This window comes from Streptomyces sp. NPDC001606 (genome assembly GCF_053596835.1).
Genome location: NZ_JBSFHC010000020.1, coordinates 148,528 through 171,286 on the forward strand (window position 1 = coordinate 148,528; position 22,759 = coordinate 171,286).

23 protein-coding genes and 1 pseudogene are annotated in these 22,759 nt (G+C 70.4%); 8 read left to right on the forward strand and 16 right to left on the reverse strand.

Annotated features, from left to right (window positions below; genetic code table 11):
• Nucleotides 1-10: 10 nt before the first annotated feature.
• A complete protein-coding gene (locus ACWCV9_RS30385; RefSeq protein WP_450791337.1) occupies nt 11-400 on the reverse strand; it encodes a winged helix-turn-helix transcriptional regulator in 390 nt (129 codons plus the stop codon).
• A gap of 39 nt (nt 401-439) precedes the next feature.
• On the opposite strand from ACWCV9_RS30385, the gene ACWCV9_RS30390 reads away from it, so the two are divergent.
• Complete coding sequence (locus ACWCV9_RS30390; RefSeq protein WP_450791339.1) at nt 440-1,948, forward strand: MFS transporter; 1,509 nt, start codon at nt 440-442, stop codon at nt 1,946-1,948.
• A gap of 137 nt (nt 1,949-2,085) precedes the next feature.
• Here ACWCV9_RS30390 and ACWCV9_RS30395 read toward each other — a convergent pair whose 3' ends face one another.
• From ACWCV9_RS30395 to ACWCV9_RS30405, 3 genes and pseudogenes are all read right to left on the reverse strand, one after another.
• The gene (locus tag ACWCV9_RS30395) at nt 2,086-3,024 is read right to left on the reverse strand and encodes a MerR family transcriptional regulator (RefSeq protein WP_450791341.1); all 939 of its coding nucleotides are present in this window, start codon (nt 3,022-3,024) and stop codon (nt 2,086-2,088) included.
• Between the two features lie 33 nt (nt 3,025-3,057).
• Nucleotides 3,058-3,557: pseudogene (locus ACWCV9_RS30400) on the reverse strand (M15 family metallopeptidase).
• Between the two features lie 11 nt (nt 3,558-3,568).
• Nucleotides 3,569-4,117, reverse strand: coding sequence for a GNAT family N-acetyltransferase (locus ACWCV9_RS30405; RefSeq protein WP_450791343.1), 549 nt, complete (start codon nt 4,115-4,117; stop codon nt 3,569-3,571).
• A 196-nt stretch (nt 4,118-4,313) separates the two neighbouring features.
• Between ACWCV9_RS30405 and ACWCV9_RS30410 the strand changes: the two genes are divergently transcribed.
• Together ACWCV9_RS30410 and ACWCV9_RS30415 are read left to right on the forward strand one after the other, a co-directional pair.
• The gene (locus ACWCV9_RS30410) at nt 4,314-4,997 is read left to right on the forward strand and encodes a maleylpyruvate isomerase N-terminal domain-containing protein (protein ID WP_450791344.1); all 684 of its coding nucleotides are present in this window, start codon (nt 4,314-4,316) and stop codon (nt 4,995-4,997) included.
• A 455-nt stretch (nt 4,998-5,452) separates the two neighbouring features.
• Nucleotides 5,453-6,079 carry a TetR/AcrR family transcriptional regulator gene (locus tag ACWCV9_RS30415; protein WP_450791346.1) on the forward strand — a complete coding sequence of 209 codons (627 nt, stop codon included), beginning with the start codon at nt 5,453-5,455 and terminating at the stop codon, nt 6,077-6,079.
• A 47-nt stretch (nt 6,080-6,126) separates the two neighbouring features.
• Here ACWCV9_RS30415 and ACWCV9_RS30420 read toward each other — a convergent pair whose 3' ends face one another.
• A complete protein-coding gene (locus ACWCV9_RS30420; RefSeq protein WP_450791348.1) occupies nt 6,127-7,476 on the reverse strand; it encodes a ferredoxin reductase family protein in 1,350 nt (449 codons plus the stop codon).
• 201 nt (nt 7,477-7,677) lie between these two features.
• Entirely contained in the window at nt 7,678-8,022 is a 345-nt protein-coding gene (locus ACWCV9_RS30425) for a DoxX family protein (protein WP_450791350.1), read from the reverse strand.
• 180 nt (nt 8,023-8,202) lie between these two features.
• Here ACWCV9_RS30425 and ACWCV9_RS30430 point away from each other — a divergent pair, with 180 nt between their 5' ends.
• Nucleotides 8,203-9,069: an alpha/beta hydrolase fold domain-containing protein gene (locus tag ACWCV9_RS30430; RefSeq protein WP_450791352.1), complete on the forward strand. Its 867-nt coding sequence runs from the start codon at nt 8,203-8,205 to the stop codon at nt 9,067-9,069.
• A 151-nt stretch (nt 9,070-9,220) separates the two neighbouring features.
• Here ACWCV9_RS30430 and ACWCV9_RS30435 read toward each other — a convergent pair whose 3' ends face one another.
• From ACWCV9_RS30435 to ACWCV9_RS30455, 5 genes are read right to left on the reverse strand one after another with little or no spacing between them, the layout of a single operon-like run.
• Nucleotides 9,221-10,117 carry an amidohydrolase family protein gene (locus tag ACWCV9_RS30435; RefSeq protein WP_450791401.1) on the reverse strand — a complete coding sequence of 299 codons (897 nt, stop codon included), beginning with the start codon at nt 10,115-10,117 and terminating at the stop codon, nt 9,221-9,223.
• Nucleotides 10,006-10,416: a hypothetical protein gene (locus ACWCV9_RS30440; RefSeq protein ID WP_450791354.1), complete on the reverse strand. Its 411-nt coding sequence runs from the start codon at nt 10,414-10,416 to the stop codon at nt 10,006-10,008. Before ACWCV9_RS30440 ends, ACWCV9_RS30435 begins: the two co-directional genes overlap by 112 nt.
• The gene (locus ACWCV9_RS30445) at nt 10,413-11,999 is read right to left on the reverse strand and encodes an FAD-dependent oxidoreductase (RefSeq protein ID WP_450791356.1); all 1,587 of its coding nucleotides are present in this window, start codon (nt 11,997-11,999) and stop codon (nt 10,413-10,415) included. Before ACWCV9_RS30445 ends, ACWCV9_RS30440 begins: the two co-directional genes overlap by 4 nt.
• Complete coding sequence (locus tag ACWCV9_RS30450; RefSeq protein WP_450791357.1) at nt 11,996-12,901, reverse strand: alpha/beta fold hydrolase; 906 nt, start codon at nt 12,899-12,901, stop codon at nt 11,996-11,998. The genes ACWCV9_RS30445 and ACWCV9_RS30450 overlap by 4 nt, the downstream gene beginning before the upstream one ends.
• A gap of 20 nt (nt 12,902-12,921) precedes the next feature.
• Entirely contained in the window at nt 12,922-13,755 is an 834-nt protein-coding gene (locus ACWCV9_RS30455) for an alpha/beta fold hydrolase (protein WP_450791359.1), read from the reverse strand.
• 312 nt (nt 13,756-14,067) lie between these two features.
• Between ACWCV9_RS30455 and ACWCV9_RS30460 the strand changes: the two genes are divergently transcribed.
• Together ACWCV9_RS30460 and ACWCV9_RS30465 are read left to right on the forward strand one after the other, a co-directional pair.
• Entirely contained in the window at nt 14,068-15,507 is a 1,440-nt protein-coding gene (locus ACWCV9_RS30460; RefSeq protein ID WP_450791361.1) for an FAD-dependent oxidoreductase, read from the forward strand.
• Nucleotides 15,504-16,784 carry an NAD(P)/FAD-dependent oxidoreductase gene (locus ACWCV9_RS30465; RefSeq protein ID WP_450791363.1) on the forward strand — a complete coding sequence of 427 codons (1,281 nt, stop codon included), beginning with the start codon at nt 15,504-15,506 and terminating at the stop codon, nt 16,782-16,784. Before ACWCV9_RS30460 ends, ACWCV9_RS30465 begins: the two co-directional genes overlap by 4 nt.
• A 45-nt stretch (nt 16,785-16,829) precedes the next feature.
• Here the strand turns inward: ACWCV9_RS30465 and ACWCV9_RS30470 are convergent, their stop codons facing one another.
• The 3 genes from ACWCV9_RS30470 to ACWCV9_RS30480 all read right to left on the reverse strand — a co-directional run bounded on the left by ACWCV9_RS30470 (nt 16,830) and on the right by ACWCV9_RS30480 (nt 18,594).
• Nucleotides 16,830-17,903 carry an NAD(+)/NADH kinase gene (locus tag ACWCV9_RS30470; RefSeq protein WP_450791365.1) on the reverse strand — a complete coding sequence of 358 codons (1,074 nt, stop codon included), beginning with the start codon at nt 17,901-17,903 and terminating at the stop codon, nt 16,830-16,832.
• Nucleotides 17,904-17,948: 45 nt separating this feature from the next.
• Nucleotides 17,949-18,317: a 5-carboxymethyl-2-hydroxymuconate Delta-isomerase gene (locus ACWCV9_RS30475; protein ID WP_450791366.1), complete on the reverse strand. Its 369-nt coding sequence runs from the start codon at nt 18,315-18,317 to the stop codon at nt 17,949-17,951.
• 121 nt (nt 18,318-18,438) lie between these two features.
• Nucleotides 18,439-18,594 (reverse strand): DUF6131 family protein, encoded by a 156-nt coding sequence (locus ACWCV9_RS30480; protein WP_450791368.1) that lies wholly within the window; start codon nt 18,592-18,594, stop codon nt 18,439-18,441.
• Nucleotides 18,595-18,754: 160 nt separating this feature from the next.
• On the opposite strand from ACWCV9_RS30480, the gene ACWCV9_RS30485 reads away from it, so the two are divergent.
• Nucleotides 18,755-19,192, forward strand: coding sequence for a bleomycin resistance protein (locus tag ACWCV9_RS30485; protein WP_450791370.1), 438 nt, complete (start codon nt 18,755-18,757; stop codon nt 19,190-19,192).
• A 25-nt stretch (nt 19,193-19,217) separates the two neighbouring features.
• A complete protein-coding gene (locus ACWCV9_RS30490) occupies nt 19,218-19,490 on the forward strand; it encodes a hypothetical protein (protein ID WP_450791372.1) in 273 nt (90 codons plus the stop codon).
• 147 nt (nt 19,491-19,637) lie between these two features.
• On the opposite strand, the gene ACWCV9_RS30495 is transcribed toward ACWCV9_RS30490, so the two are convergent.
• A complete protein-coding gene (locus tag ACWCV9_RS30495) occupies nt 19,638-21,821 on the reverse strand; it encodes an MMPL family transporter (RefSeq protein ID WP_450791374.1) in 2,184 nt (727 codons plus the stop codon).
• Between the two features lie 252 nt (nt 21,822-22,073).
• Entirely contained in the window at nt 22,074-22,736 is a 663-nt protein-coding gene (locus ACWCV9_RS30500) for a ScbR family autoregulator-binding transcription factor (RefSeq protein WP_450791376.1), read from the reverse strand.
• Nucleotides 22,737-22,759 lie beyond the last annotated feature (23 nt).

Consider the following 22,759-nt stretch of genomic DNA (forward strand, 5'->3'; position numbering starts at 1 on the left):
TCTCCCCGGGTCAGGGGGCCGGTGCCGCAGCGGCGTCGTAGGCGGCGCGGGCCGTGGCGATGTCGGCCCGGTGGCGTTCCGCCCAGCCGACGAGTCCGGCAAGGGTCGTGTGGAGTTCGCGGGCCATGGGCGTGAGGCTGTACTCCACTTTGGGGGGCACGGTGGGGTAGACGGTCCGCACGAGCAGGCCGTCGCGCTCCAGCTTGCGCAGGTTCAGGGTGAGCATGCGCCGGCTGATGCCCGTGATGGCACGCTCCAACTCGGTGAACCGGACCGGCCCGTGTGCGGCGGCGACGAGAATGCCGATGCTCCACTTGCCCGCGACATGGTCGAGGACCTCGGTGAGCGGGCACGCCTCGTTGCTGACCTGGTCGGACACATCGGTGTGACTGCGTGACACGAAAGTGCCTCCTTCCGCCGCGCGTCATGGTTACAGAAGATGACCGCTGTAACAAGTCGTGCACCATGGAAGGGAATCCCCGTGCGCAGAACCAACGCAGCAGCACACCCGTCACGTTGGGCGGCACTGGCCGTGCTCTGTGCCGGGCAGCTGATGGTCATCCTCGACGGGACCATCGTGAACGTGGCGCTGCCGTCCATCCAGCGGGACCTCGGCTTCTCCTCGTCGGGCCTGGCCTGGGTGGTCAACGCCTATCTGGTCCCCTTCGGCGGTCTGCTACTGCTCTCCGGGCGGCTCGGCGACCTCGTCGGGCGCAACCGCGTCTTCATCGCCGGCCTGGGTCTCTTCACGACTGCCTCGCTGCTGTGCGGTGTCTCCCAGGGCCCGGCGGCCTTGCTCGCCTCCCGGTTCGTCCAGGGCGTCGGTGGCGCGGTGACGTCCGCTGTCACGCTGGGCATGGTGGTCACCCTGTTCCCGCAGCCGAAGGAGCGGGCCAAGGCCATCGGTGTCTACAGCTTCGTCCAGTCCGCCGGCGGCTCGCTGGGCCTCCTCGCCGGCGGTGTCCTGACCCAGACCATCGGCTGGCACTGGGTCTTCTTCGTCAACGTCCCGATCGGCATCGTGGCCGCGCTGCTGGCCGGACGCGTGCTCGGGTCCGAGCAGGGTGTCGGCCTCGGCACGGGGACCGATGTCGTGGGCGCGCTCCTGGTCACCTCCGCGCTGATGCTCGGCGTCTACACCGTCGTCGGGACCACGGACCACGGCTGGACCTCCGCACACACCCTGGGCTTCGGCGGCGCGGCCCTCGCCCTGCTGCTCGCTTTCGTCGCCCGCCAGGCCAGGGCACCCCATCCGCTGCTGCCGCTGCGTGTGTTCCGCTCACGCGATGTCTCCGCAGCGATGGGCATCCAGGCCCTCATGGTGGCCGGGATGTTCAGCTTCCAGTTCCTCTGCGTGCTCTACCTGCACAAGGTGCTCGGCTACGACGAGATACACACCGGCCTCGGCATCTTCCCCGTCTCGGTCGCGATCGGCGCGCTGTCCCTCGGCCTCGCGCCGAGGCTGATCGCGCGTTTCGGGCCCCGGGCCGTACTGCTTCCGGGACTCTCGCTCATCGCGGCAGGCCTCGCCGTACTCGGCCGCGTACCGGCGGGCGGCAGCTACGCCGTGGACGTCCTTCCCGCGCTGCTGCCGCTCGGCATCGGCTTCGGCCTCGCGATGCCGTCGCTGGCCACGCTCGCGATGTCGGCGGCCACGCCCGAGGACTCCGGGATCGCCTCGGGCATGTTCAACACCATGCAGCAGATGGGCAGCGCCTTTGGTCTCGCGGTCCTCAGCACGCTCGCCACCTCGCACACGGATGCCCTGCTGAGCGGCGGGGCGAGCACCGCCTCGGCACTCACAAGCGGCTATCAGCTCGCGTTCCGCGTCGGCTCGGGCCTCGTCGCCGTCGCTCTCCTCCTCGCTGCCGTACTGCTGCGGTCCGCCACCCCGGCACGACGTCCAGCGGCCGGGAAGAAGCCGGTCACCGAGAGCGCCACTCGCTGACCGGAGTAACTGCTCGATTCAGAAGAGACGGAGTCGCATCCGTGCCCGGCTCTCTGCGTGAGCAGCCTCAGCCGGGCCTGCACCCAGCGTGTCCCGTCAGTGTCGCGTCGGCCCCATGCCCCTCTGCGACCGCCCCGTCATCGCTGTGTCCGGACGCGCAGGGCCTGGACGGACCAGTCGAACACGGGAGCCAGACGCTCCGGGGCCGGCCAGCCGTTGACCACCGCGAGCAGCTGGAGATATCGCTCCCTGCGGGGGTCGCTGATGCTCTCCAGTCGGGTCGCCAGCCGGCGGCGGAGCTCGACGTCGTCGCGGCGGCCGAGGAGGTGCGCGTAGTGCGCGGTGAAGGCCTCGACGATCGGATCAGCCTCGGGCGAGGCCGGGTCGATGCCGGTGGTCAGGGCCGGGCCGGCGTGGTCACGGACGGCTGCGGCGATGTCGCGGCGCGGGACCCGCATGTCGCTCCGGGCCCGCTCGGCCGCCTGCTCCTCGGCCATCCGCCGCAGGGCGGCGCGGAAACCCGGGTCCATGGACATCTCAGCCAGTTCCACCCACGCCTGGAGCTGTTCTGCCTCCGGGTTGTCGGGCAACTCAGGAGTCATCGAGCGCATGGGCCCCGCGAATGCGGGGTCGGCGTCAAGACCGCCGAAGACGGCGTCGAGGAAATCGCCGATCAGGCGTCTGCGTTCGTCCTCGGAAAGCTGGGCCAGCCGGTTCATGAGTTCCGTCTCCTCAGGTGTGGACCCGCGCTCGGCCACTGCCGTCAGTACCGCGCGCCGCAGGCGCAGGACGCGGATCTGCACTGCCAGTGCTTCGGCGTGCGCCGCGGCGACCTCGGGAAGCGAGAGCTCGCGGTCCACGACCTTGCGGATCGTCGGAAGGTCGAGTCCCAGCTCGCGCAGGGTCCGCACGAGGTCCAGGCGTGCGACGGCGTCGATACCGTAGAGGCGGTAGCCGGCCGGGCTGCGATCGGTCGGCGCCACGATTCCGCGATCGGAGTAGAACCGAATGGTCTTGACCGTGAGACCGGTCCGTCGAGCCAGTTCACCGATCGAGTAGAGCGTGTCGCCGTCCATGTCCCCACCTTCGTGTCTCCCCCTACGGGAGACTCAAGTCCCTTCGCCTGCCGGCAGGCAGCCATTCCTCTCGGGGCCGTAGAGCGCCGTGGCGTTGCCCGTGAGCAAGGCCCCGTAGCGGTCCCCGAAGGACCAGTGCCACTACTCCGTGGGGTAGTTCACCAGCCCTGCGGCCGTGAGGACGGTGCCCAGCAGCTCCCGGTTGGCTCGGGCCTCCTCGCTGATGTTCGGGGCGTGGGTGTAGCAGGCGCCGGCGCTCTCTTCCGGGTCCGCGTTCATGCGCGTGCCCCGGTCCAGCTCGTTCCCGTCGGCATCGGCGAGGGTGAGGTCGACGGCGTCGGGAGCATGGTCTGTGCCGTGAGCAGCCGCTCCAGCACGCCTTCCCGCAGGTGGGCGAAGGCGTCGGCCGGGTCCTGCTTGCGGGTGTCGACGAGCAGACGGCCGCCGAGGCGGACGTCCACGAGGCGTTCGCCGGACTCGGTCACGGGTACGGCGGCGACCTTCGGATCCGACATCAGCACGATCGCGTCCATGTCGCCGCCCCTCATCCTGCCGACGTGGCCGGGGGGCGCACGCCGAACCACTGTTCGGCGCCGTACTCCTCGAACCGCTCGACCTCGGTGAAGCCCAGTCTCGCCGCGAGGCGCATCGCCCGGTGGTTGGCGCTCTGGGTGGAGAGCACCACGGGTTCGCCGGGCCGCGCGCCGGTGAGCCAGTCGAGTGCCGCGGCGCACGCCTCGAAGGCGTAACCGTGTCCCCACGCCTCGGGCAGGAACAGGTAACCGAGTTCGGTCTCCCCGGCCTCGGGGCGGACATGTCCCCGGCGCTCGGCGCCGCGGGGATCGAGCGTGATCATGCCGATCATCGTCCCGTCGAGTTCGACCACGAAACAGCTGGGGCGTCGGCCGGGGACGTCAGGCATCGCGCGTTCGAGTTCGTCGCGAGGCCGGGCGCCGCCGATGTAGGTGCCCACCTCGGGCGAGGCGAACAGCTCGACGAAGGCCGCGCGGTCCCGGGCCTCGGACTGGCGGAGCACGAGCCGGTCGGTCGGTAACGGGGCCGTCGGCCAGGTGAAGGTGCCAGGTTCGATCATGGCGGGGAACCTATCGCACGCCCCATGAGAGCGATTGACGGAGAAGCCGGCTGCTGCCCGGCGATCATTTTCCTGCGGTCTGCAACCGGGACCGCTTCGGTACGCGTGTCGATGATCTGAGAAGTGAGCGCGGAGCGGAACCGGGCGGGACGGCGAAGCGGGCGCGGGACAGCGAGCGGACGGAAGGCGACACAGCGTGGGTCACGACCGGATCGTCGAAGCGTTTCGGCGGGAATGCGCAGCCCTCGGCGACGCCGTGGCCGGACTGTCCGAGGCCGAATGGAACCTTCCGACACGCTGCGCTCCTTGGACCGTACGCGACCTGCTCGGGCACGTGTGCGTGGTGATCGACTGGCTTCCGGCCATGCTGGACGCGCCGGAACCGGGCGAGGCGGAGATCTCCGCGGCGGAGTACTACCGCCCGGACGACCGCTTCTCACCGCAGACCAACGGCAAGCGGATCGCCTTGGCCCAGCACCGCGCGGCGAGGCCGGCCGACGGCGCCGCCTTTGCCGAGGAGTTCACCGCGACGTGGCGGCGGGTCGACCGGCTGTGCCAGGGCCAACCCGAGGACCGGACCGTGCGGACACGCCATGGCGACGCCATGCTCCTCTCGGAGTTCCTCCTCACCCGCGTCGTGGAAGTCGCCGTGCACGGCCTCGACCTGGCCGACGCACTCGGACGCGAAGCCTGGCTCACCCCGGGGGCCGGTGACGCCGTGGCGGAGCTGCTCCTGGGCGCGGAGCACGCACCGGCGGCCGACAAGCTGCAGTGGTCCCGCTCCCGCTTCCTGCGCAAGGCCACCGGCCGGGAGCCACTGACCGAGGCGGAGGCCGCGCAGGTCGCACGGCTCGGCATCCGCTGGCTCGCCCTGGGCTGATCGCCGCGCGCAAACCGGTCGTCCGTCTGGGTCGGAGACCGCGCCGAGGTAGAGGCAGGCGTCGCTCGTAGCGGGTGCGGAGCCGGCGTGCACGGCCTTCACCGCTACCCGCTCCCCCGCTCCCCGACCGCGGCGTACACGGTGCCCATCCCACCCGTGCCCAGCACACCGACCACCCGGAAGCGCCCGATCCGAGCAGGGTCCGAAGCACGACGAGCAGCAATCCGCGCCTCCGCGATCAGTGCTGGCCGGCCGCTTCACCGCGCGCCTGTGACCTGCCGCTTTGTGATGTCTGAGCCGTAACCGCGGTGCCCGGCGGTCCATGCCCAATCGGCGACCCAAAGTGGGTACGGTGTTGCTGTTATGGTGCTGGCCGAGGAGGTGGACGTTCGGTGGCAGCAGCTGGTCCTGGGCGAGCGACCACGGCATCGGGTCGGGGCCCGGGGCGTCCGCCCGTGCCGCTGGAGCGCATCGTCGCTACCGCATTGCAGATCGTGGACGATGAAGGGGCCGACGCTCTCTCGATGCGGACGCTGGCCCAGCGCCTGGGCTCGGGCACGGCGACGCTGTACCGGCATTTCGACAACCGGGCAGCGCTGGTCGCCCATGTCGTGGACCGCATGTTCGGCGCCGTGGAACTGAAGGGCGACGAACTCCTCGCGATGGGCTGGCAGCAAGCCCTGCGGACGGTCGCGCACACCATGTTCGAAGCCCTGGCCCGGCACCGGAACGCGGCGCGCCTGATGGTCGAAGAGATTCCCCTGGGGCCGAACGCCATGGCGCTGCGGGAGCACTGCGTCGCGGTGTTGCTCGACAGCGGCTTCCCGCCGCGACTGGCCGCGCACACGTATGCGACCGTCTCTCGCTACGTTCTCGGATTCGCCATACAGGTCAACGGTCATGGCAGCGGCGGGCGAGCCGACGACGCGCAACTGTCCGCCGTCTTTCAGAGCGTCGATCCCGCCTTGTTCCCGGCAACGGTCACCGTCGCCGAGTCGATGCCCGTTCCGATCGAGGACGAGTTCTCCTTCGGACTCGACCTCCTTCTCAGTGGGCTTACCCGCCTGCGCGACGACGCCTGACCAGCCAGGACGATGCGAACCTGAGGCCGCCCGCCTACGGCGACTCGTCAGCGGAAGGCGAAGTGCTCGGCATGGAGATGCTGGCGGGGGACGCCCAGGCGATGGAGGGCGCGAGTGAGGTTTTCGATCATGGCGGCGGGGCCGCAAAGGAAGACGTGTGTGTCGGGGGTGATCGGTCCGGCCTGGGCCTGGATTCTTTCGACGGTCAGACGGCCGTGGCTGCGGCTGAACGTCGGGTGGAGCCGGAACTCGGGGCGGTGTGCTGCCGCTGCGGTGAGTTCCGGGAGGAACGGCGCGTCTTCGGCGGTGGGGGCGCAGTAGAAGAGGTCGGTGCGGGGCGGCGCTGCACCGGGGTGGGTGAGCCAGCCGAGGAAGGGCGCGATACCGATGCCCCCCGCGATCCATATCTGCCGGGGTCCGCCGAGGGTGTGGTCGAACATGCCGTAAGGACCCTTGAGGGTTGCGGCGTGTCCTTCACGTATGTCCGTGTAGAGGCGGCGTGTACCGCGACCCAGGGCACGGATGGTGAGGCGCACCGAGCCGTCGGCCTGCGTTCCTGCGACGCTGAAGGGGTGTTCGTGCCAACTGCCGACCCGCAGGTAGACGAACTGGCCTCCTGTCACGGGAAGGGTCGTCTCGCCGGTGGGCGTGAGGGTGAGGTCGAGGATGTCGGGTGTCGGCCGCTCGACACGGTGGATGGTGTAGTCCGCCCGGGGTTCTCTGTGCCGTAGCACCAGTTCGTCGTAGGTGTAGGCGGTCATGCCGATGGTGGCCATGCTGACGTAGATGGCCAAGAGGGGCATGGATCCGTTGATGATGAGATCGAGGAACCAGCCGTGCACCAGCGCCGACAGGAGCAGCAGGCCGGTGAGGCGGTGCAGGAACAGCCAGCGCTCGTAGGGCAGTCGGAGGATGCGGCCGACCTGGCCGAGTGAGATGAGGACGAGCAGCAGCAGGCCGATGGCGGAGACGGCACCGAGGAGATGGCCCATCCCTACCGACGCGGCCCGGTGGGCGTAGCCGTACTGACTCCCGTCGAAACCGGAGAAGAAGTGGAGGAGCAGGTGGGGGGTGAGCAGGAGAATGGACCATATTGCGTACAGCTTGTGCTGACGGTACATGCGGTCCAGGCCGCCGAACCACTGCTCCAACCACATCAGGCGGGTGGCCAGCACCAGGGTGCAGGACATCAGGTAGACGGACAGGATGCCGGTGAACTCGCCGACGAAATAGACAGCGCCGAGGCCCGCGGGCCTGAGCCGGTCCCAGGCCAGATAGAGCATGACGGCTCCGGTCGTGACCGACAGGGGTCCGACGTGGCGCTTCTTCAGGCGCGCGTCCAAGGGGGCGCGGGCGATCCGGATAGCGTAGATCGCTATCACGATCAGGACGGGCATCGTCTACCCCTCGGGGGTGGGCGCTGTGGACGAAGGGGCGCTGAGGAAGTCAGGGCGGACCGTGCGGTCGCGGCTTGAGCGCCCTCGAGCCCAGATGGCTGGTTCCCGCCCACCTCTAATATTGGCTACAGCGTAGCCGTTTAGCTGGTCCGGGTCCAGTGGTGCAATCGGATGCCTGTTGGCCAGCCCACCCGCGGCGCTTCAGCCGAACAAGGCCGCGAAGTACGAGGCGACAAGCACCGCGCACACGACGGCTGGTGCGAGTTTGGCAACCGGGTCACCCTTGCGCAGGTGTACGACCACAGCTGCGGCGAGCAGCAGGAGAAGCCCGGCTCCCGCGAGGCCACCGAGCGGTGGCACGGCGGGGCCGAGCGCCACCCCGGCGACTCCTGCCAGTTGCAGCACGCCGATGCGGCGGTAGGCGGCGACGGAGAAGCCGGTCTCGGCGGCCAGTTCGCGCGCCTTCGGCAATGCGAGTGCGTTGAGCACTCCGATCGCCCCGAAGATCAGGGCGATGGCGCAGGCGAAGGTGGCGGTGAGGGTCACGAGGTATCTCCATAGCGTCGGCGTCATCGAGTTGCCGGCCGGGTGCATCGCTCGGTGCCCAGACGGGCGATGTGGTCGACCGATGCAGCGGCTCGCCCTAGCGTAATAGCGGAAACAGTGTAACCGTTATCATCGTCGGCGAAGCGGACCGCATCGCGGCGCCAAGAAGGAGAGCCAGACATGAGCAGTCCTCAGATGCACGTGGTCGCCGCGATCATGCGGTTGACCCTCAAAGGCAAGGCTGCCCCGGACCCCGTGGTCGCGTCGAAGGAGCCACCTCGTCCGCCCGCCAAACTGGCACAGCGGCACGACGTGAGGTCGCGCCACATCGACGGTTTCGAATGCCACACCGTCAGTCCGCGCGGGCGCCGGGCGGAGCGAGCGGTCGTCTATCTGCACGGCGGCGCCTACATCAGACACCTCTCGCCCCGGCACTGGCAGTTGATCTCGCAGCTCGCGGATGCCGGTGTACGAGTCGAGGTGCCGCACTACGGGCTGGCGCCGAAGTACACCTATCGTGACGCATATCCCTTCGTCACTGCCGTTTACCGCGACCTGCTCAGCGACCTGGACGCCGGCCAGCTCACGATCATGGGCGACTCCGCCGGCGCGGGCTTGGCTCTGGGCGTGGCGCAGAGCCTGGTCGGCTCGGGTCTCCCCCAGCCGGCCCGAGTAGTACTGATCTCCCCCTGGCTGGATCTGACTCTGACCAACCCTGCGATTCCCGAGGTCGAAGCCCGAGATCCGTTCCTCACCACCAGCAGCCTGCTCGCCGCCGGACGTAGCTGGGCCGACGGGGACGACCCCGTCCAACCCCGGCTCAGTCCCGTCAATGGCCCGCTTGCCCCCCTGGCGCCCATCGACGTCTACATCGGCACTCGCGACGTGTTCTACCCGGACGTTCGGCGCCTGGAAGAACGGGCTGCTGCGGACGGGGCGGCCGTGAATGTCATCGTGTGCGAGGGTGCGGTCCATGCCTACCCGCTCGTCCCTGCTCCCGAGGGGCGTGCTGCGGCCCGCGCCATCGTGCGGTCCGCGGCCTCCTGAGCGGGTTGAGGGGCGATCTTCAGAGGCAGGCGGTCGAGCCGAGCGTCTGCCTCTTCTGCTGTGTCGGCTCTTCGGGCGCGTGGCCATCGCGCCGACGAGGCCGGGGTGTCGTGCGCGTCGGCGCTGTTCATGCGTGGGGGCCGCTGCGGTGTCAGCCGCGAGAGCCCGCGGGCCTGATGCTGCGCAGTAGCCGTTCTCCGGACTCGCGCAGCTGGTCCTTGACCTCGTCGAGGCCGGATGCGAGCAGGACGTGATCGCGTTTGCGCCAAGTGCCGGCGACCATCACGGCTTCGATGTTGGCGATGTCGGCGTGCAGGACCGTGGCGACCGGGTCGTGCGCCGGCCACAGGTTGAGCGCCCGGGCGTCGACGGCGACCAGATCGGCCTGCATGCCCGCCTCGATCCGGCCCACCTTGTCTGCCAGGCCCAGTGCCTTCGCTCCTTCGACCGTGGCCCAGGCAAGCGCCTGTTTGCTGGTGACAGACGGTGTGTTGGCGTACATGCCGGTCGTCTGCCGGTGGTGGGCGTGGTCCAGGCTGCGCTGGTGGGCCAGGGCGATCCGGGCGGCGGTGAGGACCGTGCCGGGTACGGCGGTGTCGATGTCGGTGCCCAGGGAGGGCGCCACGTCCAGGCTCAGCAAGGGTCCCGTGATGGGTGTGCCGTGTCCTTGGCCCAGTTCGTTCTCCGGGGTGATGGTGAAGGTGACGCCCGCCTCGACCAGCGTCTTCAGCCAGTCCGCGGGCAGGTCGGATCCGTGCGCGACGTTGGTCAGGGGGCTGAACAGCCCGGCGTCGCGTACGGCTTCCCAGCCGGGTGAGGGTTCGCCGCCGCTCTGGTGCATCGAGACGACGAGCCCGCGTTCCGCGCCGGCTCGGAAGTCGGCCACCGCGGTCTCCGGCGAGGAATACTGCGGCCCTTGCAGGGCCATGCCCAGGGTCAGGAGGGCGTGCTCGCGGACGGGGCCGTCGAGCAGCCGGTCGATCTCGGCGAGCGGGTGAGGAGTATCCGGGGAGCGGTAGGGAGTGCCGCGCAGGAAGACGGCGCGGATCCCGGCCTGGAGCAGTCCCTCGACGGCCGCGTCGGCGTGCTCGGGGGAGAGTGCATTGTCAGCGTCCAGTCGGCGCCCGCCGAACGCAGCGCGGTCTGCCAGGTGTGCAGATGGGCGTTGACCAGACCGGGGATGATGACGCGGCCGGAGAAGTCGACGACCTCGGCGTCGGGCGCCTCGATGTTTTCACCGACGGCGGCGATGGTCTCGCCGTCGACGAGGATGTCGACCTGCTCGGCGTCCGGCCGGTCCGGCGTCATGGTGATGACGTGCGCCCCGCGCAGCAGTACGCGGCTCATTCAGTGGCCCCCGAACCGGGCGAGGTGTGGCTCGGCTGGAACATGGCGCGGCTCCTTGCCTCCGGCGTCATTGCCCGCACGGCGGCTTGTGTCGTGGTGAGGAAATCCGACGTGGCGATGTGCCCGATGTAGCCGTCGGGACGGATCAGCAGCAGCGTGTCGCCGGTCAGGCCGTAGGCACTGCGCAGCGTGTTCTCGGGGTCGGAGAAGCCCGCGGGCGGCCCGACGGTGAGCCGCTTCAACCGGGCGCCCGTCCTCGGCCAGTCGAGGAGTTCGAGGTCCCGGGCGGCGCCGGGGCCGTAGGCGATGGCGGTGAAGTGCGGTCCCTGCAAGAGGTTGAACAGGCGGGTCTCGGCGCCGTCGGCGCCGAGCAGTCGGGCGTCCGGGGCGCGGTCGCCCACGTGCAGCGTGCTGGTGTCGCCCCTGTCGCCGTCGGCGGGGGCGAGCGGGCCGCCGTAGTAGGTCAGGGAGAGCTGCTGCTCGTCCTTGCCGCGCTTCATGCTGGAGGGGTCCAGCTTGGCGATGCCGCCCCACTTCTCCGTGGACAGGCCCAGGACCCCGGCGGCGATCGGCTGCCGCTCGGCCTCGTAGGTGCCCAGCAGGGCCGGGTCGGCTCCGGCGAGGACCTGGCCGAGCTTCCAGCCGAGGTTGTAGCCGTCCTGCATACCGGTGTTCAGGCCCTGGGCACCGGCCGGGGTGTGGACGTGCGCCGCGTCGCCGACGAGGAAGACACGCCCGCGGCCGTAGTGCTGCGCAAGACGGATGTTGGGCCGGAACACGGACTTCCAGTGGATCTCGTGCAGCTGGATGTGCCGGTTGCGGGTGTGGGAGTGGATCCGGTCGGTGATGGCGCCGATCTCCTGGGGCGGCTTCTCGTCGGGCGTGAGCCGGATCATCCACTGGAACAGGTCGCTGTGGGGCAGCGGGCAGGCGGCGATGAGCTTGCCGCCGAGGCCGGGCCACATGTGCCACCGGTTGCGGGCCAGGCCACTCACGGAGGCATCCACGATCAGCACGCGGTCGGCCTCGTCCGTCGTCCCCACGAAACCGATGTCGAGCTGCTTGCGCACCGCACTGGAGCCGCCGTCGGCCCCCACGGCATAGCGGGCGACGATCTCCTCGACCCCGTCCGCACCCACCACCGTGGCGACCACCGTGTCCTCGTCCTGCGTCAGCTCGGTCAGTTCCTTGCCGAACTCGACCTCGCGGCCGAGCTCACCGAGCCGGGCGTGCAGGGCGCGGTCCGTGCGGAACTGCGGGATCAGCCAGGTGTTCGGGTACGGGACGTCCGGGGTGGCCTCTTTGTGGGGGAACATCTTCCACGGCACACCGATGGGTCCTGCATGGATCCCGAGCTTGGGATAGATGTCGCCGCCGGCCAGCACGTCGTCCAGAGCGCCGAGGTCTTCGAGCACTTCGAGGCTGCGGGGCTGGATGCCCTTGGCGCGCGAGCCGTCGAAAGCGTGGGGGGACCTGTCGATGATCCGGATGTCGAGTCCGCGGCGTACGAGGTCGATCGCCAAGGCGGAGCCGGATGGGCCGGCACCGATGATCAGTACGTCGATGGCCTGCGGCCTGTTCATGAGTCGAGCCTTTCGGTGCGTGCGGACACGAACGGGACGAGCTGATCGGCGACGTCGCGAGGCCGTTCGAACGGGGCCATATGCCCGCATTTGGTAATTACATGATGTTTCTGAGGCTTCAGTAGAGCGCGCGCCGTGTCGAAGTGCACCAGCGGCGTGACGTCGTCCTCGTCGCCCCACAGCAGCAGCGTCGGAATGCCCAGTGCCCCCGTCCGCCGGAAGAGGTCGTCACGGCCGGTGAAAGGCAGGTGCTGGAGGGTGTCGAAGACGGCGTACAGCGAGCCCTCGAAGCGGAACGCGTCGAGGACCATCTCGGTCAGCTTCGCGCCGAGGTCGGGGTCGCGGACGTTGTGCCCCAGGTGTCCTTGAAGTATCTGTCGGCCGCGCCGCCGGGCGATGAGGCCGGCCAGCCGGTCGTTGCGCAGCAGCCGGTGAGGGGAGGTCGGGCGGGGTTTCGCAAGACCGGCCGGGCCCACGAGGGTGAGGGTGGAGACGGAGGCGGGGTACTGGGCGGCGTACGTCATGCCGACCAGCGCGCCCATGGAGGTGCCCACCAGGTGCAGCGGCCGCGCCGTCAGGTCGAGCCGGTCCGTCAGCTCGGCCAGCTGCCGCGTGAACAGCGTCTCGTCGTATCGCGCCTGTACCCGGTCGGAGTAGCCGCGGCCGTAGGCACTACAGGTCAGCGTGCGCAGCCCGCGGGCGTGCAGCTCGCTGACGAGGCCGTCCCAGTAGCACAGCGGGATGGTCAGACCGCCCGCCATCAGGACCACATCCCCGTCCTCGGGCCCCGTCAACTCGTAGTGGGTGACGCCGTCGGACAGCTCGACGAAGCTGCCGCGCAGCGCCCCCCGCGAGTCGGCGGTGAGCTTGCGGTCCTCGCCCGGGGCGACGAAGTACTTCATGGAACGGGGCCTCCTTGCCCTCAGTTCGCGGGAGTGTCGGCGCAGGAGCCGAGGAACGTCGCGATCGCGTCCGCGACCCACTGCGGTTCCTCCTCCGGCAGCAGATGTCCGCCGTGGGGGTGGACGAGCTCCTGGGCGCCGGGGATGTCGCGGGCGAAGTGCTGGCCGTCGATGCTCGCGCTGCGCAGCACCAGCGTGGGCACCGTGATGCGGGGGATCTGCGGGCTGCGGTCCGGCTGGTCGGTGTTGCAGAAGTCGACGAAGGCCGAGCGGTTACCGGGGCGGCTCATGAGCTGATAGGCGCGGTCCACCATGGCGTCGTCCACGATCTGCGCATACGGCCCGACGGCCTCGCGCAGGTTGCGTTCGAGCGCCCCGCGCGGCATCACCCGCCTCAGCAGGGGCCGCACCAGCGGGTTGCGGGTCAGGCGCATCCCGGCGGGCACCGTCTTCTCCGGGTAGCCGGTGGCATTGACCAGCACCAGGCCGGTCAGCCGCTCCGGATGATCCAGTGCGAGGTTCCAGGCGATGTTGCCGCCCAGGGAATTGCCGGCCACCGCGTAGCGCGACACGCCCAGCGCCTCCAGGAAGCCCGCCACCGTCGCGGCGTACGCCGGAATGCGGTAGTCGCGGTCCTTGCGCGGGCCCGTCAGTCCGAACGCCGGCAGGTCGGGACGGATGACATCGAACGCATCCGACAGCAGATCCGTCGCGCGGTCGAAATGCTGCAGGGATGAGGCACTGCCGTGCAGCAGCACGAGTGCCGGGCCGTGCCCAGCACGCTTGTAGTGCATCCGCAGGCCGTCCACCTCGACGAACCGGGAATCGGACTGGGGCTCAGACCAGGTACTCATAATGGATACACTGTTACCGATATGATGGCCGTGTCAAGCGGAAGCCCTCGCCTGTTACGGCCCGACGTCTCAGCCGAGACGCTCGCCAGGACGACCGTCGGCCCGCTCGTCTACGAGTGCTGGCGCCGGGGGTGGTCGCGATGTCAGTGCGCAAGGACACCGCACCCGCAACAGCGGGCAGGTTTATGTGACTTCGCCTCAGCCGTCCCTCTCTGATCATTAGGCTGCTGCCATGGCAGACGGCGCCCGGCACAGCCGGAGGTGTGGTGCCGTGCCGTCGGACCGTCCACCCGGGAGATCGGAGAACGCCCCATGTCCCTCCTCCCCCACCGCCCGCACGACGGCGTCTTCGATGTCGCGGTGATCGGCGGCGGCATCGTCGGCGCGGCCATCGCACGCGAACTGTCCGGCTACGACGTCTCCGTGGCCCTGCTGGAAGCCCGCGACGACGTGGGCGACGGCACCAGCAAGGCCAACACGGCGATCCTGCACACCGGATTCGACGCCGTACCGGACACCCTCGAGGCGCGGCTCGTCGCCCGCGGCCACCATCTGCTGCGCGCGTACGCCGAGGCCACCGGCATCCCCGTCGAGCGCACGGGCGCGGTGCTGGTGGCCTGGAGCGAGGAGGAACTGCGGGCACTGCCGGGGCTGAAGGAGAAGGCCGAGGCCAACGACTACCCGCACTGCCGGATCGTCGGCGCCGACGAGATCTACGCCGCGCTGCCCCACCTGGGCGCGGGTGTGCGCGGCGGACTCACGGTGCCGGACGAGTCGGTCATCTGCACCTGGACGACCAATCTGGCGCTGGCCACGGACGCCCGGCAGCGCGGCACCACCATCCTGCTCGGCCACGCGGTGACCGGTGCCGGCACCGGCGAGGAGACCACCACCCTGCACACCGCGGCCGGCGAGGTGCACGCCCGCTGGGTCGTCAACGCGGCCGGGCTCGGCGCCGATCACCTGGACCGGCTCTTCGGCCACGACCGGTTCACCGTGACCCCGCGCCGCGGCGAACTGTTCGTCTTCGACAAGCTCGCCCGCCCCCTGGTCGACAGGATCGTCCTGCCGGTGCCGTCCTCCCGCGGCAAGGGGGTCCTCATCTCCCCGACCGTCTACGGCAACGTCATGCTCGGTCCGACCGCCGAGGACCTCACCGACCGCACCGACACCGGCACTTCCGAGGAGGGCTTCGCCTTCCTCCTCGCCCAGGCCGAACGCCTCATGCCGCGGCTTGCGACCGAGGAGGTGACGGCGAGTTACGCGGGTCTGCGCGCCGCCATCGACCGCCCCGACTATCTCATCGAGGCAGACCCGGACCGGCGCTATCTCCTGGCCGGCGGCATCCGCTCCACCGGGCTGTCGGCCGGCATGGCCATCGCGGAGCACGCCCGCGAACTGCTGGCGGAGGCCGGACTGGAGCTGCGGCCCCGCACCGACCTGCCCGGCCCGCCCCGCATGCCCCCCATCGGCGAGGCCGCCCGCCGCCCCTACCAGGACGCCGCCCTCATCGACCGGGACCCCGCCTACGGCAGGGTCGTCTGCTTCTGCGAGCGGGTCACCGAGGGCGAGATCCGTGACGCCTGCCGCGCACCCGTCCCGGCCCGGAACCTCGGGGGGCTGCGCCGCCGCACCCGGGCCATGAACGGCCGCTGCCAGGGCACGTACTGCGGTGCCGCCGTAACAGCCCTGCTCGAACAGCACCGCACCCCCGACGACCGCCCCGGCCCGAGCAAGGACGACCGCCGATGACCCAGCAGCCGCCCCTGATCACCCCCGACGTCCTCGTCGTCGGCGGCGGACCGGCCGGTCTCACCGCCGCCGCCGAGCTCGCCGCACTCGGTGCCGGACACATCCTCGTCGTCGACCGCGAGGAAACGGCGGGTGGCATCCCCCGGCACAGCGGCCGCACCGGCTACGGCCTGCGCGACCTGCACCGCGTCCTGTCCGGCCCCGCCTACGCCCGCCATCTCGTCCGCAGGGCAGCCACGGCCGGGGCCGAGATCCGTACCCGCACGATGGTCACCGGCTGGGCCGACGAGCACACCGCCGAGGTCACGAGCCCCGGCGGCCGGTACCGGATCCGGCCGCGGGCCGTCGTGCTGGCCACCGGCGCCCGGGAGCGGCCGCGCGCCGCCCGCCGTGTCCCCGGGGACCGGCCCGAGGGCGTCTACACCACCGGCCAGGTGCAGCACCTGGTCCATCTGCACGGCAGGTCCGTGGGCACACGTGCGGTGATCGTCGGCGCGGAGCCGGTCAGCTGGTCCGCCGCGCTCACCCTGCGCGGCGCGGGCTGCACCCCGGCCCTGATGATCAGCCAGTACCCGAGGGCGGAGTCGTACGGCGCCTTCACCGCGGTCGGGCGCACGGTGCTGGGCGTGCCGGTCGCCGTCCGCAGCCGCGTCGCCCGGATCGTCGGCAAGGGCCGCTGCGAGGCCGTGGAGATCGAGCACCTGGACACCGGACGGCGCCGCACCTTCCCGTGCGACACAGTCGTCTTCACCGGCGACTGGATCCCCGACCACGAACTCGTCCGCACCGCCGGCCTCGCCCTGGACGAGGGCACGCGCGGACCGCTCATCGACAGCGCGCTGCGCACCAGCCGCCCCGGCTTCTTCGCCGTCGGCAACCTCCTGCACCTCGCCGACACCGCCGATGTCGCCGCCCTGGACGGCCGACACGTCGCCCGCCAGGTCATGGCCCATCTGCACGGCGCGCCGCGTCCGGCGCCGGGTGTGCGGCTGATCGCCGAGGCGCCCTTCCGCTGGGTCGCCCCGCAGCTCCTGCGCCCCGGCGACCCGGCGCCACCGCGGTCCCGGCTGCTGTTGTGGAGCGACGCGTACGTCCGTCGCCCCCAGGTCTACGTCCAGCAGGACGGCCGCGTCCTCGCCCGCCGCACCCTGCCCTGGCCCGCGTCCCCCGGCCGTGTCTTCCGCGTCCCCTCCAGCGTCCTCGCGGACGTCTCCCCAGTCGGCGGGCCGGTCCGCATCGGTCTGCGCGAGCGAGCCTCGTCCCGAGGAACTTCCTGACGATGTCCGCCGAATGCCGGCCCGCCGCCGCCCCAGCCGGTCCGCTCACCGGAGCGGGGCGGAGTCACGCCGGGCGGTCAGCAGGGTCAGGTGGGCGATGTCTCCGGGCGGAGGCGTGGTCACCGACCACAGCGGGGCGGGGGAACCGTCGGCGACCGCGGCCGGGGCGTCGGTCAGGTTCATCCGCTCGCGCAGTCGGCCGTAGAAGTCCATCGGGCCGAGCCGTACGGCCCGCAGCCGGCGCGGGGCCGCGTACACCCCGATCCAGTCGCCCGGGTCCAGCACGCCCCGCAGCTGGCCGTCGATGCTGACCGCGGCCGGCCCGGACCGTTCCAGCAGGCGCAGTCCGACGGGTTCGTCGGGGGCGGTGACCACCGACCGGTCGAAGGCCATGTGCGGGGCGACCGGCGTGAAGACGAGAACCTCCGCTCGCGGCGAGACGACCGGTCCGCCGGCGGCGAAGCTGTAGGCGGTCGAGCCGGTCGGCGTGGCGACGAGCAGCGCGTCGGCGGAGTACGAGGCCAGCAGCCGGCCGGCGACATAGACGCCGACCGAGATCTGCCGGTCCCTGGCCAGCTTCTCCAGGACCACGTCGTTCAGCGCGGTGACGTCCAGGGGGATGCCCCAGTCCCTGTCGGCCTCGCAGTCGGGCCGTACCGGGGGCGGCGGCAGCAGCGGCCCACGGCCGCGGGCGATGAGGGACTCCACCCCCGGCGGCACCTCCAGCCGGCGTGAGGCGCGCAGGGCGAGCAGCATACGGCGGTCGATCCGGAACCGGTCCTCGCGCACCGCGTCCAGGGCCGGGCGCACCTCGGCGGCCGGCACCTCGGTGAGAAAGCCCAGGCGTCCCAGGTCCACGCCCAGCACCAGGGCGTCATGCTTGGCGGCCAGCCGCGCGCCGCGCAGGAAGGTGCCGTCGCCGCCCAGGGTCACGACGAGGTCGGGGTCGCCGGCGGCCTCGACCTCCTCCTGGGCGCCGCGCCGCCCGCCGTCGTGCCACACGTCGATGTCCGTGCAGCGGACGGCGCGCTCCCGGCACCAGTCCCGGACCACGTCCGCCGCCTGTACGGCCTCCGGGCGCCCTCCGTGCACGACCAGACCCAGCCGGTTCACTGTCACATCGGCCTCCGGAAAGGTCTCGGGCGCCGTCGCCGCGGCCGCCTCTCAGGGGGACGGGCGGGACGGGGTGGACAGGCGGTAGGAATCGGCCAGGTCGCGTACCTCCGCCGAGGTGACCGTTCCCTCCGCGCCCTCCAGCGGAAGATGCCGGGCCAGCAGGGCCAGGATGTTCTCCGACAGCCGCGCCTTGCGTGCCTCGCTGCGGCCCGGCATGAGGCCCACTTCGACGTGCACGAAGCGGCTCTCCGCGCTTGTCCCGTCGCCGATGTACGCCTCGGACGTGCGCAGCAGCGTCTTGCAGACCCCCCTGGAGCCGGACTCCTCCAGGACGAGCGTGTGCAGCTCCTTCACCAGGACTCCGGGGTCGAAAGCCCCGGCCAGCTGGGACGAGCAGTCGATGGTGAGGTGCGGCATGAGGGACCCTTCGCGCCCGATCTGGTTTCTCCGGGCAACTATTTTCCCTCATGTCCTGCGCTGCCGGGACCGGGGCCGCCCCGAAGGACGGTCAGGCCCCGGCAGTGCTCGACTCCGCCCGTCACCAATAGTGCCGCCGGCCGGCGACCGCGTGTCCCATGGATCCCATGAGCCACAGGACGATGCCGATGACGGCGAGGATGATCCCGATGGTCCACAGGATCGAGATGCCCGTGACAAACCCGATGACGAGCAGGATGACTCCGAGAGCGATCATGACACGCCTCCTACTGATGGCGATGCTCCTGTTCTCCGTGTGCCCCCAACCGGGCAGTACGTGCCTCCCCAAAGGCAGGCAACGTTCCGCAACCGGCGGTCGGCGCACTGTAGCGAGGGTGCTGCTGTACGGGTGACCCCCCGCCTGCGAGACTGCCCGGATGCCAGAAGTCGCCTTCACCGGGGTCGCGCCCGTCGTCCCCGTCCGCGATCTCGACGCCGCCCTGGACCGTTACCGCCGCCTGGGCTTCACCGCGCACGCCTACGAAGGCCCGGACCGCTACGGCTTCGTCGAGCGGGGCTCGGTTTCCCTCCATCTCACGGAGTGGCCCGAGCACGACCCTCAGCACACCGGAGCGGTCATCTACCTCTACGTGAGTGATGCCGACGCCGTCTGCGCGGAGTGGAAGGCATCAGGCGTCGAAGGTCGCTTCGTCGAGCCGGCGAACACGCCCTACGGCCTCCGGGAGTTCGCCTACATCGACGCCGACGGCACGGCTCACCGCGTGGGATCACCCCTCTCACCCTCAAGCACAGACCCCACTCCCTCACCCCTCTCTTGTTGCACACCCCAGCACGGAGCGGACAATGGCAGGTGAGTGAACCTTCCCAGGCGGTGATCCAATGGCCGGTCTGAAGCGCACAACCGAGCAAGAAATAAGCGGATTTGAGGTCTTCGACCTCGAACTGAGCGAGGACGAGCTTTCCGAACTCTACGCAGATCCCTCGAAGTTCCTGATGGAACTGCTGCGCCGCGAAGGCCACCAGGTCAACAGGCTTGCCATCGACACCCGTGTGAGCGAGCGCAACTGCGGGTGCGGCATCAAGATCGTGCACTCACTCCGTGAGGACTTCACGAAGTCCACCCACGTCGCTATCTGCGAGGAGTGTCTCTGACACAGCGCCCCGCGAAGCAGCCGCGCCCTGTCACCCTGACCGCCACCTCCGCGGGACTGCGCCCGGTGCGGGCACGCGGCGGCTGACGCCCGGCATGCCGAGGGGGCGGGAACGGCCCGTCGGCCGTGCCCGCCCCCTCGGTCCTCGCTACCTCCGGCTGGAGCGTCCCACCGGATCGTGCGGGGATGCGTCGTCGTCCGCGTCCCGCTCCGCCGGGCCGGAGCCGGTCGCGGCCGGGGTGTCGGCGCGGTCGCCGTGGCCCGGCCACCAGGCGGCGTGGCCGATCAGCGCGGTCAGGCTCGGGGTGAAGAACATCGCCATGACGAACGCGGCGATCGCGATGCCGAAGGAGACCGCGAAGCCCATCTCCGACAGCAGCGAGTTGCCCGCGAGCATCATGGTGGCGAAGGTCGCCGCCAGGATGAATCCGGCCGCGGCCACGGTGGGCCCGGCGTGGCGCAGCGCCATGCCGGCCGCCTCACGGGGTTCGCGGCCCTCGCGGGCTTCTTCGCGGAGCCGGGCGATCATGAGGATGTTGTAGTCGGTGCCGATGGCCACCACGAACAGATACATGATCACCGGGAGCATGAACATCAGGCCCGAGTGTCCCTGCCCCTTCTGGAAGATCCACACGGTGGCGCCGAGGGTGGCGCCGAAGCCGAGGCCCACCGAGGCCATCAGGTACCAGGGGGCGACCACACTGCGCAGCAGCAGCCCGAGGATGAGCATGATGAGGAGCGCGGCGACGGGGAAGACCGTCTTGTAGTCGTGCTGGACCGCGGCGTTGATGTCCTTGTAGATGGAGGACATGCCGCCGACGACCGCCTCGGTGCCCGCGGGGGCGTCGGAGTGGGCGGTGTCGCGCACCCGGCCGACGGCGTCGATCGCCTTGTCCGTGGACGCCTCGTACTTGAGGGTGACGGTGAAGTCGGCGGTGGTGCCCGCCGTGTTCAGCTGGGTCAGCCGGGCGTTCGCCACACCGTCGACGGCACCGAGCTTCTGCACGTACGCGTCGAAGGCGGTCTTGTCCAGCGGCTTGCCGTCGGTGCTGGAGAGGTAGACGTCGGTGGGTGCCGCGGCGCCCGCCGAGTACGCCTGCTGTATCCGGTCCTGGACGACCATGGACTCCTTGGTCTTGGGCATGGAGCCCGACGCCAGGTCGAAGGTGGCGTGGAAGCCGAGCGTGCCCAGGGACAGCACGACCAGGACGAGACCGGAGACGGCGGCGGTCAGCGCCGGGCGGCGCCGCACCCCTCGGCCGAGGGCGGCGAACCGGGCGTTGTCCGGCTCCTTCTGCCAGGACTTGGAGGGCCAGAAGACCTTCGGGCCGATCAGCGAGACCACGGCGGGGATCAGGGTCAGGCCTGCGACCAGGGTGGCGCCGACCGCGATGGCGAGCGCCGGGCCCATCTGCTTGAGGAAGCCCAGCGTGGACAGCACCAGCGCGAGGAAGGCGATGATGACCGCGCCGGCCGCGGAGGCGATGGCCTCACCGACCCGCCCGACGGCGTTCACCATGGCCTGCTTGGGTTCGTCGCCGGCCCGCAGGCGCTCGCGGTAGCGGAAGATCAGGAACAGGAAGTAGTCCGTGCCCACACCGAAGAGCACGACGATGAGGATGGACGAGATGGAGCTGTTGGCCTGGAGCCCGAAGAGCTTGGTGGCGTAGGCGATCAGCCCGTTGGCGACCGCGGACACCAGCCCGATGAGGACCAGGGGCAGCACGGCGAGGATCGGCGCCCGGAAGATGATCAGCAGGGTCACCAGGATGATGACGAAGGTACCGATTCCGATCAGCGCCTGGCCGCGTTTGGAGGAGTCCTGCTGGTCCAGGGCCTGGGCGGCGGAGCCGCCGAGCCGCACGTCCAGATGGGTGCCGTGGGCGAGTTGTTTGACGTCCTCGCGCAACACCTTGGCCGCGTCGGCCTGTTTGGGCTGACCGGCGTTCTTGCTGTCCATCTGCACCAGGGTCATGGCGTACCTGCCGTCCTTGGACGGCGGGCCGGGGACGACCTTCTGCACCTGGTCGATGTGCTTCTTGCCCAGCTCGGTGGTGATCCGGGCGACGTCCTTGCGGTCGGCGGCGGTCAGCCGGCCGCCGTCGGTGCGCTGATAGAGCGCGATCGCGGACGGCGTGAAGGCGCTGGGGAACGCCTTCTGCTGGATGACCGCCGCCTTGATGGACTCGTAACTCTTGGGCAGGAAACTGCTCTCGTCACTGTTCGAGGGCAGGCTGGGGGCCGTGGCCACGATCGCCACCGCGGCGATCAGCCATGCCACGATCGTCCAGACGGGATGTCGGACGACCGTGGTGCCTATACGTCGGAACATGCGGGGGGTCCTCCTGTGAAGGAAGATCACCGCCGCCCGGGGAGCGGACCCTGGCATCGGCGACCCCGACCGGCACGTGCCGCACACAAGCCGGTCGAACGGTTGTCTAGGTTTCACATCGTAGTGACATCGCATCAACTTCCCGCAATCAATAACGTTTTGAACCGCGCGGAGGCGGGGAGACCGGGCAAACCGTCTCAGCGGTTTGGTATCGGGTTCCGCTGGGGTGTGTTCAGGCGGGATGCGGCGGGTTCAGGAGCCGGTGCCCGCGAGGGGCTGGGCGGCGGCCCGTGCCTCGGCCAGCACCCGGGCGCCCCGGTCCGGCGCGGTGTCGAGCCGGATGAGGACGGCCGGGGCCGCGACCGCGGGCAGCAGATGGTTGAACAAGGCCGACATCCGGGAGTTGAGGTCGGCCCAGCCGGCGACGGCCTGCGAGACGAACTGCACGCCGATCCAGGCGCCCAGGAACACCTGGGCCGTCTCCTCGGGCACCACGTGCGGCAGCACCTCGCCGCGCTCCTTGGCCTCGGTCAGAAAGGTGCGGGTGGCCCCGGCCCACCCGGGCCAGGCGCTGTCGGCCTCGTCCTGCCCCTGGAGGTCGGCCGCGAGCCGGACCGCGGCGAGCAGCATCGGCTCCCGGGGCAGCCGCTCGGCCAGGCTCATGCCCGCGTCCACCCACTCCTGCAACTTCAGTTCCCGGGGCAGACGGTGGTCGTTCGCCGTCTGCTCCTGGAGCACGCCCCGGGCCAGGGCCGCCTTGGAGTCGAAGTGGAAGTACAGGGCGCCCTTGGTGACGCCGGCGCGGTGCAGGATCTCGGCGATGGTGGCCGCCGCGTATCCGCGCTCGGCGAAGACCGCGGCGGCGGCCTCCAGAACAGCACGTCGGGTCCGTACAGCTCGCTCCTGCCGAGCCATGGACCCTCCTCAAGCTAAAAAAT

What these genes read in the sequence shown, in the direction of transcription:
- ACWCV9_RS30500 (WP_450791376.1), bottom strand. Translation starts at nt 22,736, where the DNA reads ATGGCTCGGCAGGAGCGAGCTGTACGGACCCGACGTGCTGTTCTGGAG.
- ACWCV9_RS30390 (WP_450791339.1), top strand. Translation starts at nt 440, where the DNA reads ATGACCGCTGTAACAAGTCGTGCACCATGGAAGGGAATCCCCGTGCGC.
- ACWCV9_RS30455 (WP_450791359.1), bottom strand. Translation starts at nt 13,755, where the DNA reads ATGAGTACCTGGTCTGAGCCCCAGTCCGATTCCCGGTTCGTCGAGGTG.
- ACWCV9_RS30430 (WP_450791352.1), top strand. Translation starts at nt 8,203, where the DNA reads ATGAGCAGTCCTCAGATGCACGTGGTCGCCGCGATCATGCGGTTGACC.
- ACWCV9_RS30465 (WP_450791363.1), top strand. Translation starts at nt 15,504, where the DNA reads ATGACCCAGCAGCCGCCCCTGATCACCCCCGACGTCCTCGTCGTCGGC.
- ACWCV9_RS30490 (WP_450791372.1), top strand. Translation starts at nt 19,218, where the DNA reads ATGGCCGGTCTGAAGCGCACAACCGAGCAAGAAATAAGCGGATTTGAG.
- ACWCV9_RS30405 (WP_450791343.1), bottom strand. Translation starts at nt 4,117, where the DNA reads ATGATCGAACCTGGCACCTTCACCTGGCCGACGGCCCCGTTACCGACC.
- ACWCV9_RS30440 (WP_450791354.1), bottom strand. Translation starts at nt 10,416, where the DNA reads ATGAGCCGCGTACTGCTGCGCGGGGCGCACGTCATCACCATGACGCCG.
- ACWCV9_RS30445 (WP_450791356.1), bottom strand. Translation starts at nt 11,999, where the DNA reads ATGAACAGGCCGCAGGCCATCGACGTACTGATCATCGGTGCCGGCCCA.
- ACWCV9_RS30450 (WP_450791357.1), bottom strand. Translation starts at nt 12,901, where the DNA reads ATGAAGTACTTCGTCGCCCCGGGCGAGGACCGCAAGCTCACCGCCGAC.
- ACWCV9_RS30480 (WP_450791368.1), bottom strand. Translation starts at nt 18,594, where the DNA reads ATGATCGCTCTCGGAGTCATCCTGCTCGTCATCGGGTTTGTCACGGGC.
- ACWCV9_RS30460 (WP_450791361.1), top strand. Translation starts at nt 14,068, where the DNA reads ATGTCCCTCCTCCCCCACCGCCCGCACGACGGCGTCTTCGATGTCGCG.
- ACWCV9_RS30485 (WP_450791370.1), top strand. Translation starts at nt 18,755, where the DNA reads ATGCCAGAAGTCGCCTTCACCGGGGTCGCGCCCGTCGTCCCCGTCCGC.
- ACWCV9_RS30395 (WP_450791341.1), bottom strand. Translation starts at nt 3,024, where the DNA reads ATGGACGGCGACACGCTCTACTCGATCGGTGAACTGGCTCGACGGACC.
- ACWCV9_RS30495 (WP_450791374.1), bottom strand. Translation starts at nt 21,821, where the DNA reads ATGTTCCGACGTATAGGCACCACGGTCGTCCGACATCCCGTCTGGACG.
- ACWCV9_RS30420 (WP_450791348.1), bottom strand. Translation starts at nt 7,476, where the DNA reads ATGCCCGTCCTGATCGTGATAGCGATCTACGCTATCCGGATCGCCCGC.
- ACWCV9_RS30475 (WP_450791366.1), bottom strand. Translation starts at nt 18,317, where the DNA reads ATGCCGCACCTCACCATCGACTGCTCGTCCCAGCTGGCCGGGGCTTTC.